Annotated in this window: 12 protein-coding genes and 1 pseudogene; 4 read left to right on the top strand and 9 right to left on the bottom strand. The window is 40.7% G+C overall.

Annotated features, from left to right (window positions below; translation table 11 throughout):
* Positions 1-65: 65 nt before the first annotated feature.
* Complete coding sequence (locus IWA51_RS11075) at positions 66-1,478, bottom strand: ATP-binding protein (RefSeq protein ID WP_177528368.1); 1,413 nt, start codon at positions 1,476-1,478, stop codon at positions 66-68.
* Between the two features lie 201 nt (positions 1,479-1,679).
* Here IWA51_RS11075 and IWA51_RS11070 point away from each other — a divergent pair, with 201 nt between their 5' ends.
* Entirely contained in the window at positions 1,680-1,913 is a 234-nt protein-coding gene (locus tag IWA51_RS11070) for a DNA methyltransferase (protein WP_177528367.1), read from the top strand.
* 180 nt (positions 1,914-2,093) lie between these two features.
* Here the strand turns inward: IWA51_RS11070 and IWA51_RS11065 are convergent, their stop codons facing one another.
* Complete coding sequence (locus IWA51_RS11065; protein ID WP_198441892.1) at positions 2,094-3,332, bottom strand: IS256 family transposase; 1,239 nt, start codon at positions 3,330-3,332, stop codon at positions 2,094-2,096.
* A 15-nt stretch (positions 3,333-3,347) separates the two neighbouring features.
* Between IWA51_RS11065 and IWA51_RS11060 the strand changes: the two genes are divergently transcribed.
* A complete protein-coding gene (locus IWA51_RS11060) occupies positions 3,348-3,869 on the top strand; it encodes a hypothetical protein (RefSeq protein WP_198442463.1) in 522 nt (173 codons plus the stop codon).
* 510 nt (positions 3,870-4,379) lie between these two features.
* On the opposite strand, the pseudogene IWA51_RS12980 reads toward IWA51_RS11060, so the two are convergent.
* Positions 4,380-4,535, bottom strand: a pseudogene (locus tag IWA51_RS12980) (transposase); the annotation flags it as partial.
* Positions 4,536-5,442: 907 nt separating this feature from the next.
* On the opposite strand from IWA51_RS12980, the gene IWA51_RS11050 reads away from it, so the two are divergent.
* Positions 5,443-6,483 carry a LacI family DNA-binding transcriptional regulator gene (locus tag IWA51_RS11050; RefSeq protein WP_198442462.1) on the top strand — a complete coding sequence of 347 codons (1,041 nt, stop codon included), beginning with the start codon at positions 5,443-5,445 and terminating at the stop codon, positions 6,481-6,483.
* A 154-nt stretch (positions 6,484-6,637) separates the two neighbouring features.
* A complete protein-coding gene (locus IWA51_RS11045) occupies positions 6,638-8,569 on the top strand; it encodes an AMP-dependent synthetase/ligase (RefSeq protein ID WP_198442461.1) in 1,932 nt (643 codons plus the stop codon).
* Between the two features lie 26 nt (positions 8,570-8,595).
* Here the strand turns inward: IWA51_RS11045 and IWA51_RS11040 are convergent, their stop codons facing one another.
* From IWA51_RS11040 to IWA51_RS11015, 6 genes are read right to left on the bottom strand one after another with little or no spacing between them, the layout of a single operon-like run.
* Positions 8,596-9,948 (bottom strand): small ribosomal subunit Rsm22 family protein, encoded by a 1,353-nt coding sequence (locus IWA51_RS11040; protein ID WP_198442460.1) that lies wholly within the window; start codon positions 9,946-9,948, stop codon positions 8,596-8,598.
* Positions 9,935-10,285, bottom strand: coding sequence for a MerR family transcriptional regulator (locus IWA51_RS11035; RefSeq protein WP_198442459.1), 351 nt, complete (start codon positions 10,283-10,285; stop codon positions 9,935-9,937). Before IWA51_RS11035 ends, IWA51_RS11040 begins: the two co-directional genes overlap by 14 nt.
* Positions 10,285-11,838, bottom strand: coding sequence for a ribosome biogenesis GTPase Der (der, locus tag IWA51_RS11030; RefSeq protein ID WP_198442458.1), 1,554 nt, complete (start codon positions 11,836-11,838; stop codon positions 10,285-10,287). The genes IWA51_RS11035 and der overlap by 1 nt, the downstream gene beginning before the upstream one ends.
* A gap of 20 nt (positions 11,839-11,858) precedes the next feature.
* Positions 11,859-13,565: a phosphoenolpyruvate--protein phosphotransferase gene (gene ptsP, locus IWA51_RS11025; protein ID WP_198442457.1), complete on the bottom strand. Its 1,707-nt coding sequence runs from the start codon at positions 13,563-13,565 to the stop codon at positions 11,859-11,861.
* 46 nt (positions 13,566-13,611) lie between these two features.
* Positions 13,612-14,406 (bottom strand): 23S rRNA (guanosine(2251)-2'-O)-methyltransferase RlmB, encoded by a 795-nt coding sequence (gene rlmB, locus IWA51_RS11020; protein ID WP_198442456.1) that lies wholly within the window; start codon positions 14,404-14,406, stop codon positions 13,612-13,614.
* A gap of 24 nt (positions 14,407-14,430) precedes the next feature.
* The gene (locus tag IWA51_RS11015) at positions 14,431-14,934 is read right to left on the bottom strand and encodes a YchJ family protein (protein ID WP_198442455.1); all 504 of its coding nucleotides are present in this window, start codon (positions 14,932-14,934) and stop codon (positions 14,431-14,433) included.
* Positions 14,935-15,013: the final 79 nt, after the last annotated feature.

Here is a 15,013-nt window from a genome sequence, read left to right as displayed (position 1 = left end):
TCTGCCAAAGACCTAGTTCTCTGGACACTTTTCTTTCTATAAAAAAATATTGGTCCATCGGATTTTTACATCAAATCTTCCAACTTCACAATTCTATAATTTGTGTCCCCATCAATACGTTTCTGGACTCCAGAAGTTACACCATTCTTTGAAAAAATGATAAATGATTTATTCGGCTTTCTTACACACAAAGCTGAATCGTTTAAATCATCAAGTTCTTTTTCATCAAACGGCTCGTTGGTATATTTGCATTCACAGATAACGGCACTTTCTTCATCAATTGCGAGTATGTCGATTTCTTCCTGCTTTTTCAAAACAGGATTATTTCCCCACCATCGGCCAACTTCCTCTGCAAAGAATGGCATTTTCCCATTGTAGAATTCTTCCTTCAGGTAAGATTCACAAATTGTCTCAAAACGATGTCCAATATATGTATTCAATTTCTGCTCTGTGAATTCTCTGTCATAATATAAATCTGGAGCAATCAATCCGTTCAACATATTCTGGTGCTTAAAGATGAAAGCAAAATAGAAGGCAAAATAGTTGTCACAGATGCTGTAAATGGTGTTTCGAGTTTTTTCTTTCTCTCCGCATGGAATTTCTTTTTTAACAAATCCAAGGTCAATTAAGACAGAAAGATATTTTGCGATTTTGGCAGCGTCCTCATCAACCTTTGTTTTTATTGTATTAAAATCAGAAGCACCGGCATTTATGGCGAGCATAATGTTCTTGTAAAAATAAGTTTCCTTTAATTCCATGCGAAGCAGAGTTTCCACTTCATTGAAGAGATATCCAGTTGTAGAAAGACAATTCTTCACAACATTTTCCTTAATAGAAAGGGAATCGTCAAAAAGTGAAAGATACAGAGGAATGCCACCTACCATTGAATAAACTTTCAAGACTTCTTCCTTTGAATATTTAGGGAAAAACTCAGCTGCTTCTTTGTAAGTAAATGGAAGGAGTTTTATTTCTGCAGTTTTACGTCCATACAGAGGCTTTGTTGAATCATCAATTATTTCTTCAATTACTGAAACTTCAGAACCACAAAGAATCAGAAAAATGTTCTTCTTTTTTAAGATTTTATCAATTGCATTTTGAAGGCCAGAATCATATGCGGGATTTGAATTGTAAAGATAGGTAAACTCATCGATAATTAATACCAGACGTTCATTTATTTCGCGGTCTTTCAGGAAAGTGTACACATTATTCCAGGTTTCAAAGGAATTAAGATAATCCCCGGCTTTTAGAACCGTATTCAATTCCTGACAGAAATTCTGAACGTTTGTTTTTTCGCTTGATTTATCACCTGTGAAATAAACTACATTCTCCATATGCTGTGCAGCAAAATGACTAAGAAGATAAGATTTACCAACACGACGACGGCCATGAAGAATAAGCATTTCAAACTTCTTTGAATTATACAAAGAATCCAAAAGTTGCAGTTCCTTCTGTCTGCCGTAGAATAGTTGATTATTCATATAATTTACTCCTTAGTAATTTACTTTAGAGTAAATTATATTGTTATTTTTTCAGAAAATCAAGAACTTGTTTTATATTGTCTAAAATACAGATTCGTCTAAAATGATAAAAAATATATAATTACAGTAAATTCTATATTTTTTATAAAAATGTTATAATAGAATAATTGAAAGTGATGAATAAAATGGAGTTTTTACACTATGAGTACAAATAACGAAGGATATAAAGGTATTTATGCAATGCACAAATATTGGGGTAAAAAACCATTTAATGAAATATCAAAATTTATTAAACAATATTCAAACAAAAATGATACTGTAATGGACTGTTTTTGTGGCTCTGGTGTTACTCTTATTGAAGCGATAAAAGAGGGGCGGAATGCAGTTGGAATCGATCTTAACCCAATTGCTATTAAATTGGCAAAGCCTCACTAACTCCGGTTTCAATAAATACAGTTCAAGAAACATTCAAATCAATCAGAAATAAATTAAAAGAAAAAATAGACTTATTATATAAGTTTACTTATGATGGGCAAAAAACAGATATTACGCATATCATCTGGAAAAATGAGAGTTATTGTCAATTGTTGTGGATTGAAAAAAAGTGTCTTTTCATCAGGCAGCCTTCATTTGTTCACCGTCCACAAAAATTATATTTTTGGCGACAAGTTCAAGTTGTTTAAATCCCCTGAGCCGTCGCCAGTTTTTCTCTGCCTGAAGACAAAGCTTGAAAGCCATTGCAACAGAAGCAGCGGAAGAGCCGTTTCCTTTTGTTGACTTGTGGCGCAACCTGACTGTTGCAAATGTCGATTCAATCGGATTCGACGTTCTAATGTGAGCCCAATGTTCCGCCGGATAATCATAAAAGCGGAACAAATCCTCCTTGTCTTTTTCAAGACATTCCGTTGCCTTCGGATATTTTTTTCCGAAAGTTTCTATAAATAAGTCGTAGGCTTTCAAGGCGTTTGCACGTTTGTCTGCCTGCCACATATCCCGAATCATTTTTGTGGCCTGAGTCTGTACACAGTCAGGCAATTTGTCCAGAATGTTCATGGACTTGTGGAACCAGCATCTCTGAATTTTTAGCTGGCCCCAGATTTCATCAACTGCATTTTGAAACCCAAGCGCTCCGTCGCAGACTGCCAATTTTGGTGCTTTTGTCAGTCCGCGGAATTTCAAATCAAGCAAAACTCCACGCCAACTTTCCGTTGACTCGCGAATTCCGGCCTGTACAGCCACAAGTTCTTTTTTGCCTTCAACAGTTACGCCAATTATTACCAGAAGGCAGGTCTTTTCACCGTCAAGCCGGGACTTTACGTAAATTCCGTCTGCCCAAACATAAACGTATTCCTTTCCGGAAAGATCTCGTTTGCGCCATTCGTCATATTCAGCCTGCCATTTTACAGTAAGCTTTGTTATGACTGACGGACTCAGGCCCTTTGCTTCTTTACCAAGAACATCATGGAGCATGGCTGAAAACTTGTTTGAAGAAATTCCTGCAAGGTAGGCAGCGGAAAGTATTGCTTCTACTGTCGGAGTTTTTCTTGCAAACGGAGGAAGGACTTTGCTTACAAAGCGATCCTTTTCTTCAAGTGCACGGTCATCAACTCTGGGAAGCCTGACTGTAACGTAACCGTTTGTAGTAAGAATTGTCCGTTCTTTGTGAAAGCCGTTTCTTACTACAAGTTTGTTTCCGGTTTTGTCTACGATAGAAGAAGTTTTATTAAGAAAACGCTGAACTTCATCCTCGTAAAGACTTTCAATTACTTCACGTGCTCTTGCGCGGATTGCTTTTTCAAGCAAATCAATCGTTGGACTATTGGAATTTTCTTCAATTTCCAGTATTCTTTTCATAAGAGGTCTCCTTCGGTGTTTATTTTTTTTTCCAAAGAAAACTATACCTTAGACAGACCTCTTTTTCTATGCCTTCTCAGGCAATCCACAACTTTTGATTATAACTCGAAAAATGATAATCCAATTGAAGTTTGGTATAAAATAAAAGGAGATAAAACAAAGAAAATCAGAAAAGGTCTAAAAGAAGATGTTGAATTGGCTAATAATCCAAAAGAAGAACCTCTTTGGTATCCAACTTCTAAAATGTTTGAAAATTCAAGGATAAATGTTAATAAAGATCAAAAGGTTAGTGATTTATTTACAAAAAGAGCATTAGTCGGATTATCTTTGCTTTTGGATGAAATCTCTAAAATAGAAGATCCTTTGATTAAATCTGTTTTCGAATTAACTTTAACAGGAACTCTATCTCAAGCAAGTAAACTTGTTTTTGTTATCAGAAATAGGAAAAAAAATGAGGGTTCTGAATCAAAAGCTGATGTTGGTAGTTGGGTAATCGGTTATTGGGTTCCAGAAGAGCATTTCGAAATTAATGTATGAAACTGTTTTGAAAACAGATACAAAAAAATCTTAAAAGGTATAGAAGAAATAAATTATTTATTTCAAAATGATAGTGCTATTTCCTCAAAATATGAATTATATAATTGTTCTGCGACAAAAAATCCATTAAAGGACAATTCAATTGATTATGTTTTCATAGATCCTCCGCATTCTAACCGTATTTTATATATGGAACAAAGTCTTATGTGGAACTCATGGCTGAGACTTGATAATCAAATTCAATGGGAAAATGAAATATTTGTTTCTGAAAGTTGAGCATTGCATCTTCTTTCATGCGCATAAAAGTGGCGTCTTCATCTGTTTTTGAATAGCTGTTTCTTCCATTGAATGTCGCGTTTGCTTTTTCGTATTTTTCTCAACCGCTTTTTTCCACACGAAAGTATATTTGTTTGAAGCGCTTTCAACCTTTGTTCCGTCAACAAAATATTTTTCAAGACTGACGAATCCTTTTATATTGAGAAGTTTTACGGTTGAGATGAAAATCTCTTCGATTGCATCCTTCAGTTTTTCTCCCCGGAATTTGTTGATTGTTCTGAAGTCCGGAGTCTGGTTTCCGGCAAGCCACATTACATTGATATTTTCGCGGCACTGTTTTGCAATCTGGCGTGAAGAATAAACTCGTCCAGACTCGGTGGTAACAGCCATCTTTCTTCCTGGCTGTATGGTTTGAATGTGATTTTATCACTTACGCCTCTGCTCATATTTAAATTTTAGCACAAATGAATTTGTTTGTCATTAAAATAATGAAGGCTATCTCGTACTTTTGAGACAGCCCCCTGTTATAGCGGGGGCAGGACTCGAACCTGCCGGACGGACGGTTAGGAACTTACAGAAATCTGTAAAAGTCCGTCCGACCGTCTGCCCCGCCAACAAAACTGAGCGAGAGAGCTACTGGTTGATTAAACAAAACTTGCTTAATCAACCTTGACCGCTGTAGCTAGAACGTGTAGTTTATTTTCTTTGTAATGTGAATACATATAATTAGATTTATAAACTACAAATAAAAAACACTAACAAAAGACAATCCCGCAAAAGTTCTTAGTTAGTGTTAAACTACCTAAAATTGTAGAATGTGCGGTTCATTCTAGTAAATTGCAAATCCCACCCGAAAATACTACTTTCAAGGGGTATTATTTTCATTTGCAATTTAACTAGGGTAATATTATCACGAGGACCCGATACTTGCTTTACAAAGACTTGTGTAGAAAACAAAAATGTCTCCCAATCGGCCGTTTTGTAAAAAAATGTCCGCACGGAAAGACGTGGCATTAAAAAGACAGCACTTAACGAACGTATTTCAGGACAACTCAAATAGAGTTGTCCTGAAAACTTCAGTTGTTGCACAACTGCCTTTATTTACGTGTGCGCTCATGCGCACTAATTGAACTCAATCGCAAGTTGAAACTTGCTCAATCGTTCAATTTTAACATTCGCTATCACTTATCTAAAAGGTAGCGTCTTCCCGGGCGGACCTTCCGTACACAGACAAATGGTTGCGAAATATTCAGTTATATTTATATTTTTTTTTCAATAGGGTATAATTTTGTTTACAATGAGTAATTCTGAAAAAAAACATATCGTAACACAGAATGATGTGGCACGAGAGGCCGGCGTTACAAGAAGCATGGTCAGCTACGTAATCAGCGGAACAGCCGAGCGTTCTGTAGCTCCTGAAACCCGCCGCCGCATCCTTGACGCAATAGAAAAGCTTGGTTACAGGCCCAACAAGGCGGCGCAGGCCCTTCAGCAGGGAGACGTGGCCTTTGCATCAAAAAAAATTGGTGTAGTCCTGTGCAATGCAGACGTTTTCCGCCGCCCTTATTATGCAGAAATACTTTCGGGTATTCACACGGCGGCTTATGAACATAAGTACCAGGTTGCGTTTATACGTTTTTTTGAAGAACTCAGGGATCCCGTTTTATTCAACGAACTAATTCATCCCGAAGAAATAGGCGGCCTCATTCTTGTTTCTACAGATCAGGTTTTAAAGACAGACGATGACTACAAAATCCTCAGCACAACACGGGAGCGCATTCAGAAAATTGTCTGCGTTGACTGGAAGTGTGACGGGCTTACAAATATTCTTTTTGACAGACAGGAAGCTGCATACAAAGCTTCTGAATATCTTTTTCACCAAGGGTACAATGATATAGGCTACATCGGTGAAAATGACGAGCGTGTTCTTGGAGTGCGCCAGTCTCTTCTTGAACGCGGAATCTTTACTTCTGAAAAAGATTTTTATCTGGTTCAGGCTTTTAACATGACAGGCGGTTATGACGGCGTGCGTGAACTTTTGAAAACACGTTCTCTTCCGCGTGCTGTTGTCTGCGGTTCTGATGAAGTTGCTATCGGTGTAATGAGCTGTCTTAACGAAAGAAAAATTTCCATTCCCGAACAGGTTGCGGTTATAAGTATTGACAATATAGAAACAGCGTCCTATACGACTCCGCCTCTTACTACAATAAATGTTCAGAAAACTGCAATGGGGGCGCGTGCAGTGGAAGCCATCGTTGGTTCACGCGACAAAAAAACTGCTTTTGAACCAGTCAATATTCTTCTTCCCACCAGTATTGTGGTCAGAAAATCCTGTTAAACTTGGAGAATTGCGACTAATATTTGGAATATTCTGACTTTTTTACATTTTTTTAAGCCCAAAATTCAATCATTTCGTTGAATTTAGATTTTTTCCCTTATATAATGATATTATCTTACAAAATCAACAAAAATGTCATTTATGAGAGGACAGAATGGAACTTGAACAGACCCTTCCGAAGTTGTTTAGAAAGAGTGCAGAAAAATATCCTGAATTTTCAGCACAACTTTTCCGCACGAAAGACGGAACATACGCAGAAACAAATTACCATGACTGCTATCAGAAGGCTTTGGATTTTTCAGGAGCGCTCCTTAAGTTTGGTGTAAAACGCGGTGACAAAATAGGTCTTATTGCAGACAACCGCCGCGAGTGGGAACAGGCAGACATGGGTCTTCTTGCAATCGGTGCAATTGATACCCCGCGCGGGTGTGATGCTTCTGAAAAGGATCTTTCATACATTCTTTCTTTTTCTGAAGTTGAATATGTTATTGCAGAAAATGAAGCCCAGGTAAAAAAAATTATCAATATCCGTCCAAAAGTACCTACACTTCGCGCAGTTGTTTCTTTTGACGAAATTGACTCTTCCGTAGAAAAACAACTTGCCGATGCTAACTTAAGATACCATCTTTTTGAAGACCTGCAGAAACTTGGACACGAATGGCGCAAAGAAAATCCCGATGTTGTAGAACAGGAACTCGAAAAAGGACAGTGGGATGATCTTGCAACAATTATTTTTACAAGCGGAACAACCGGTACTCCAAAAGGTGTAATGCTCAGCCACGGAAACATTCTTACCCAGCTTGATGAAGTTACAGAACGCATTTTCCTTAACCCAGGCGAGCGCGCACTTTGTGTTCTTCCTGTATGGCATGCTTTCCAGCGCGCAGTTGAATACGTTATTCTTTCACAGGGCGGAACCCTCTGCTATAGTAAGCCTATCGGAAGTGTACTTCTTCAGGATTTGCAGAAACTTGATCCTTATCTTCTCCCGGCTGTTCCCCGCGTATGGGAAGCCGTTTATGACGGAATCTGGCGCAAGATGAGAAAAACCGGCGGGCTTGTTTATATTATGTTCCGCTTCTTTGTAGCAGAAGCAATGCTCTGGTGTTCAATAGATAGAAAACTACGCAGAAAAAATTCTCGCTTCGGAAGGGACTATCTTGGTTTCTGGTGGCCGGTTCTTGTTCTGCCGTGGCTTCTTCTCTATCCGATCAAAATGCTCGGAAATCTTCTTGTATTCAGAAAAATACGTGCAATGCTTGGAAAGAACTTCCGTTCGGGAATTGCAGGAGGTGGTGCCTATCCCGAAAACATCGACAAATTCTTCTGGGCTGTCGGCGTAAAGGTTTGCGAAGGTTACGGCCTTACAGAAACTGCACCGATTATCTCTGTACGCCCGATTGTTGATCCTGTAATGCGCAACGTCGGAACACCTCTGCGCGGAATGCAGGTTCGCGTTGTTGATGATGACGGAATTATTCTTGGCCGCTGCAAAAAGGGTAACCTTCAGATTAAGGGCGGCTGTGTCATGCAGGGATATTACAAGAGACCCGATCTTACCGACAAGGTTATGACAGTGGACGGCTGGTTTGACACCGGTGACATCGCTATTCTTACTGTAGATGGTGAGATTCAGCTTCGTGGAAGAAAAAAGGACACAATCGTTCTTCTTGGAGGTGAAAACATTGAACCTCTTCCAATCGAGTCAAAGATAAAGGAATCGCGTTTTGTTGCAAGTGCAGTTGTTTTTGGAACAAACGAAAAAGGCGAAGACCAGCGTTATCTTACGGCAATCATTCTTCCCAATCAGGATGAACTTGTGTCATATGCCGAAGAAAACGGAATTCAGGCCGACACGTATGAAAAACTTGTAGAAACCGAAGCCATACAGAAACTTATTGAAAATGAAGTTGCCGAGGCCGTTAACTCAAAGAACGGCTTCAAAGCCTACGAGCGCATTAACAAGATTGCACTTATTACAAAGCCGTTTGAAGTCGGTGTAGAAATGAGTGCAAAGCAGGAAATAATGCGTTACAGAATTGCAGAAATCTACAAAGACAAGATTGCAAAAATGTATGCAGACTGATTTTTGTTTTTTATGCGGAACATAAATTAAAGTTCAATAATCAGGGCACCGGACTTCTGGTCTATGCCCTGATTTTTTTTTGGCTCGGGAATTGTAAATGCCTGGCCGGACAGAAGTTTTGAGTCAGAAACAACCAGCAGAAGTCCTTTGTCAGAACACGCATAGTATCCTGTTCTTGCGCCCGGAAGTCTTATCGGGTCGCTTGCAATTCTAAAGCGCAGTGTGGTGTTGTCAGAATTTATTTGCGCGGCATCTTTTTCTTCACCGTCAGTTTTTTTCTGAACGGCAAAAAACGAAAGAACAGCTCTCTCTTTCGGAAGATCTGCTTTTTCTGAAAGTTTTTTAAGCACCGCAGGGGCGTTGTCTGTTGCAAAGGAATAGTTGCACCATTTTCCGCCGCGCTTTCCGTCCATAGGGCATTCGCTGCAGTGTGTGCAGGGTGAAACCGGAACAAAATCTTTTCTTAAAAAAGAATCCCTCATTAAACTTACAAGACGCGCTGTTTTGGGAACACCTGGTTCAATTACAAGAATTTTTGTTTTTGGACTGTTGTCTGTATACGAAAGAATTTTTTCGCAGTATTTTTTTGCAAGAAAGTCCGGCGGCAAAGAAAAATCTTCGTGCAGTTCGTTAAGAACATTTGCGCATGTTACAAGCGTGGCTTTTTGTTTTATTTCAGTTCCTATTTCACCTTTTACTTTTATTATTTTCCACGGTTCTGTCTTGAGTGCCGCCGCAACAGACAGAAAAATATTTTCTCCCATAGAAAGAGAATTCTGCGAAATATCCATGCAGTACCACGTAAGCGGAACTTTTCTGAGTTCCGGTCTGCTTATAAAAAGTGCAACCGGTACGGTAAGTGGACCGCTTCCTATGTCAAGGCAGACAGAATCTTTTTCGAGTGAAAAAAAATCTTTAGGAAGGCTTGCAAACAGTCTTGTAAGGCGGACCAGATTCCACCATGTATAGTAACGCACGTATGCGCTTAAAGCTGTTGTCTGATTCATATAACCGCGTCTTCTTTCACTGCGTTCGTCGGTAAGATTGTGGCTCAGTTCCCTTATCTGAATGGGAAGAAGTGCTTTCTGTTTTGAATTGAGAGGATATGCAGACTCGATAATCTGCCCGAAGTCATTCAGAATTTTTATTCCGTCCTGTGGAATTGCGTTTATGTCAAAAAGATAATTGTCGGGTTTGTAAACTGTAAGGGCTGTTTTTTTTGGAGCGTATTTTTTTTCTGAATTGAATTTTATTTTACCATCTGTACGTTCTGTAAATTTATTTTTCCTGTTTTCTTTCTTTGGATCCGGTGAATTTCTTGAACGCGTGAGGCCTGCTTTTTTTTCATACCATTTGAGTTCAGTTTCATTTCTTTTCATTGCTTTGTGCTTCTCCGGATTTTGCTTTGTTCAGGGCAAGATAAATTTCGCCAAGTTCTTCTCTTATTTCACTTATAGCCTGAAGGGCGGCTGCTTTTTTTTCACCACCGCTGCTGTCGTGAATGAGCTGTCGTCTTGCCCCGTCGATTGTAAATTTTTTTGTAAAGATAAGGTACTTTAACCGCTGAATTACATCAAGATCGTGCTGGGAATATTCACGCCGGCCGCCCAAACCTTTTTGCGGAGTCAGGCTTGGGATAACTTCTTCCCAGTAACGCAGAACGTGAGGTTTTATTCCTGTAAGTTTTTCAATCTCGCCGATTGAATATCTTGCCATCAGTTTTCCTTTTCGTTCCTGTCCTGCCATTTCTGGCGGCTGGCTTTCATTTCTATCTGAACGGGAATGTTGTCAAAGCCGAGGTCTTCGCGTATTCTGTTCTTTAGATATGAAACATAACTTCCCGGAACATTGTCAGGGCGTGTTGCAAAGATGAGAAAGTTTACGGGATTAATGCTTGTCTGCGTTATGTATCGTATTTTAAAGTGAATTGCTTTTGTTGCTGGCGGCGGATACTTGAACAGCCAGTCTTTGAGAGCAAGGTTTAGAGAGGCAGTGTCTACCTTTCTGTTGAGCTGCTCAAAAAGTTCAAGCGCAGTGTTCATGAGATTTTTAATTCCGTCGCGGTTTTTTGCACTCAGCGGAACAATCGGTGCCCAGTTCATGTGACCGAACATTGTCTGAATCCAGTTCTGTGTATCCCTGATAGCTTTGTTGCTCTGGTCTTCAAGAAGATCCCACTTGTTCAGAACAAATATCACACCACGGCCGCGCTCGAAGGCAAGAGATGTAATTTTTTTGTCCTGTTCCGAAAGGCCTTCCTTGGCGTCAATCATGATAAAGACAACATCGCATTCGTCAAGAGTTTTAATTGCTCTGTTGACCGAATAATATTCAACGTTGTCAGAAACTTTTGACTTGCGTCTTATTCCGGCTGTATCCAGAATCTGAATATCCCTTCCATTATATCTGAAACTTCCTTCTACTACATCGCGCGTGGTTCCTGCGTAGTCACTTACGATAGAAGCTTCTGTGTGCGTAAGGGCGTTGCTGAGTGTAGATTTACCGGTGTTTGGTTTTCCAAGAATTGCAATGCGGATTGGAAGTTCCTGTTCCGTGCCTTCTGTTACTTTTGAAAAATCGAGTCCCGCCACCATCTTTTCGCAAAGCAACGGAATATTGTCACCGTGTGCCGCCGAAATTGGTGTTATGTCATTAAAACCGAACTGCATGTAGTTGAATGCAAGATGTTCGTTTTTACCGCCTTCTGTTTTATTGACGGCGGCTATAAGTTTGTTCCACCAGGGACGCAGCCTTAAAATAAGCTCTTCGTCTTCGGCCGTAATTTCTGTTGCGTCAAGAAGAAGAAGAATTCTGTCTGCCTTGCGCAGGGTCTGCACTGTTTTTTCTACAACGAGATCGTCCATTTCACTTTCGCGCGACTGCATATCACGTGTAAGTTTGTATCCTCCTGTGTCAACGAGATGAACGGGTTTGCCTGCAATAAAACAGGTTCCTTCTACAGGATCTCTTGTTACGCCTGGAGTAGGGTCGGTAATGGCACGCTTTGTATGTGTGAGCGCGTTGAATAGCGTGGATTTTCCTACATTCGGGCGGCCTGCAATTACAATGAGCGGCAGGTTAAAATATATTTTGTCAGGAAAGAATTTCTGTGTGCGTACTTTGCGCTTGCTTTCTATTTCGTCACCGTCAGAAATCTGTTCTTCTGTAGCTTCATTCTGTTCAGTCTTGTCTTCAAGTTCTTCTGTCTGTTCAACGGTGGCAACCGGTTTTGGTTTTGAAAAATCGGGCTTTCTTTTCTTTTTTGTCATTTTTGTCTCCGGACTTTGCTTTAGAAAACAGAGCGCTTTGTGAGAGTCTCGAGCTCTTCTATAGAAAACTGCGAGAGCGTTTCTTTAATAACGGGAATCTGTTTTGGAGCCATGCTTAAGTTTCTGATTCCCATTCCGGCAAGAATAATCGCGCTTTTCTTTGTTCCAGCCATTTCTCCGCATACCGAAACAGGAATATTGAATTTCTTTGCATTTTGTATTGTAAGTTCTATCATTCTCAGAACTGCAAGATTGTATTCGTTGTAAAGTGGTGCAACATTGGGGTTTTCCCTGTCAACACCGAGCGTGTACTGCGTAAGGTCGTTTGTTCCGAGTGAAAAAAATGCTGAATGTGGTGCTAGACAGTCAGAACAGATTGCCGCCGCTGCAGTTTCTACCATTATTCCAATAGGAACGTCGGGGTTAAACGGAATATTGTCTTCTTTTAATGTAAGCTGAACACCACGTGCGATTCCCAAAACAGTTTCTACCTGCGAAACGTCGGTAATAAGCGGAATCATAATCTTAAGGTTACCGTAAATACTGGCTCGGTAAAGGGCACGAAGCTGTGTTCTGAACATCTGCGGGTAGAACAGTGAAAGACGTATTGCGCGCAGTCCCATAAGTGGATTTTTTTCTGTAAGGGAAGGCATGTCATTTGTTGCAATGAGTTTATCTCCGCCTGCGTCAAGTGTGCGTATTGTTACGGGTTTGTCGCCCATAAGTTCAAGAACCTGTTTGTAGGCTTCAAACTGTGCTTCTTCGCTGAGTGAATTTGAAAAAGAGCCGACTTCCCTATTCTGCTGCTTTATTTCGTTCATAAAAAGGAATTCTGTGCGGAACAGTCCTATTCCGTCTGCGCCCTGTTCAAGTGCAAGCTGTGCTTCTTCGGGAGTACCAATGTTTGCATACACCTTGAATAAAGTTCCGTCCTGCGTTTTTGCCGGAAGATCCCTAAATTTTTTAAGGGTTGCAAGATATCTTTCTTCGGCTGCTATTTTTTCGTTTGCTTCTTTTAAGGTAGCTTCATCGGGCTGTGTGATTATTTCGCCGAGTGTGCCGTCAACAACAATTGTCTCGCCGTTCAGAACCTGTGACGTAATGTTATTAAGCGCAAATACAGCCGGAATTCCGTAGCTTTTTGCAAGAATGGCCACGTGGCTTGAAATTCCGCCTTCGGTAAGGGCAAGTCCTGCTATTTTGCGTTTACTCAGAATAACCGTGTCGCTTGTTTTCATTGCCCGCGCTACAATTACGGCTCCGTCGGGAACTTCGGTTATGTCAAAGGGCTGGTAGTTGAGCAGGGTGTCCAGTACATTGCCAAAAACGTCGGTTATATCCTGTGCACGTTCGGCCAGGTAGTCGTTGCCACTGTTTCTGAGCTTGTCGGCATATTCTTCGGCCTTTTCGTTGAGTGTATATTCTATATTGTAGAGTTTTTCCAGAAAAGACTGGTGAAGTTCCTGCATGAAAACCGGGTCTGTAAGCATGAGTTGGTAGGTTTCAAGAAGAACGCCCTGAACGCTGTCTTTTTGTACTGATTCAAGATGTTTGGAAATGGTTTCTCTTGTTTTTTTACAGGCAGATTCAAATCTGTTCCAGTCGATAGGTGCTTCATCGGCTGAAATTTTATATTTTGGAATCTTGCGTTCCTTTGTTTCTGGAAGAATAAATGCCTTTCCGACTCCTATTCCGCCTGAGGCCGAGGTACCTAGTATTACGTTCATTATTTTATAATACCAAGACTTAGGTTTCTAGTCAATTAACAGGTATTTAACAGTCAGATGAAGGTTGCTCAAGATTCTGGCGGTGGCGCTCGTAAAGAAGGACTCCAGCGGCGACAGAGACGTTAAGACTGTCGATTTTTCCGCAGGTGGGGATTGAAACAATGCTGTCACACTGGCGGGCAAGAAGTTTTGTCATTCCGTTTCCTTCGCTACCCATTATTATGCATGATTTCTGTGCAAATTTTGTGTTCTGAAGGGAAGAGCCGCCTGCGTCTGCACCGTAAATCCAGAAACCGGCTTCTTTTAGAATTTGGGCCGCCCTTACCAGATTTGTTACTACTGCAAGAGGAACCCAGGCACTTGAACCGGCGCTTGTTCTTGCAATGGTTTCGTTGTTCTGTATCTGTGACGTGGAGTTGCGTTCAGGAACAATGAGCAGGTTTGCACCGAACTGGTCGCAGGATCTTAAAATAGCGCCAATGTTGTGCGGGTCTGTTACGCCGTCGAGCATTACAACCGTTGCTGTTTTAGGACAGGCAGAAAGCCACTGTTCAAGCTGAACATCGTTGCGCGCCTTTTGCTGTTCTTCGGTGGCGGTAAGAACAATTCCCCTGTGGTCACGTGCCTGAAGGGGTAGTCTGGCTACGAGTGTGTCGAGATATTCTTCGTCGGTTTCTTCGCAGTTTATTCCCGCAGTTTTTGCCTGTGCCAGAATTTTTTTTATTCTGGGGCCGGGCTTTGCAAAATAGACTTTCAGTTTTGAGTCACTTTTGTTCTGCGAGGTGTATTTGCGTATTTTTTCTTCAACGGCATGAAAACCGGTGTAAATATTCTCTGTCATCGTAGCCTTGCGTTTGGAAAGAAATTAGTTCTTTCCACAACAATTCTTATACTTTTTACCGGAACCGCAGGGGCAGGGTTCGTTGCGGCCTATTTTGCGGCCTTCGCGGACTACTGTTGTGGGGCGCATCATGCCTTCGCTGTAGAGCCATTCGCCGTCAACCTTTCTGAAACCGCCGATTTCGTGGTGAACGTCGCGGATTCCCTTCTGGGTGTATGTTGCTTCAAATTCTACGATTCCTTCATCGTCATTTTCTGTTCCCTTTTCGGTACGCAGAATTTTAAGACCGTGCCATGTGCTTTTGTTGCTCCAGTCTTCTGTTGCTTTTCTGTCAATTTCGGCAATTTTGTCGCCCTTTTCGCAGCTGTTGATGATAAAGTCAATTTCATGCTTTACATAAGCTGTGTATCTTGCTCTCATGAGAGCTTCGGCGGTGGGAGCCTTTGCTGTTCCTTTGATATAAACTTCGCAGCAGTCTGAATATGCTTTTCCGCTGCCGCACGGACATAAATCTTTGTTTTCGCTCATAATGTTCATATTATACAGATTTTAACGGCTTGTTTCAATCAGCATTGACATTTTCTTAAAATATGTCATAATTAAATAT

Origin of the sequence: Treponema peruense, assembly GCF_016117655.1 — a bacterium.
GTDB classification, from domain to species: Bacteria; Spirochaetota; Spirochaetia; order Treponematales; family Treponemataceae; genus Treponema_D; species Treponema_D peruense.
Note: the sequence above shows the minus strand (reverse complement) of the source record. Positions and strands in the feature narration are given on the sequence as shown.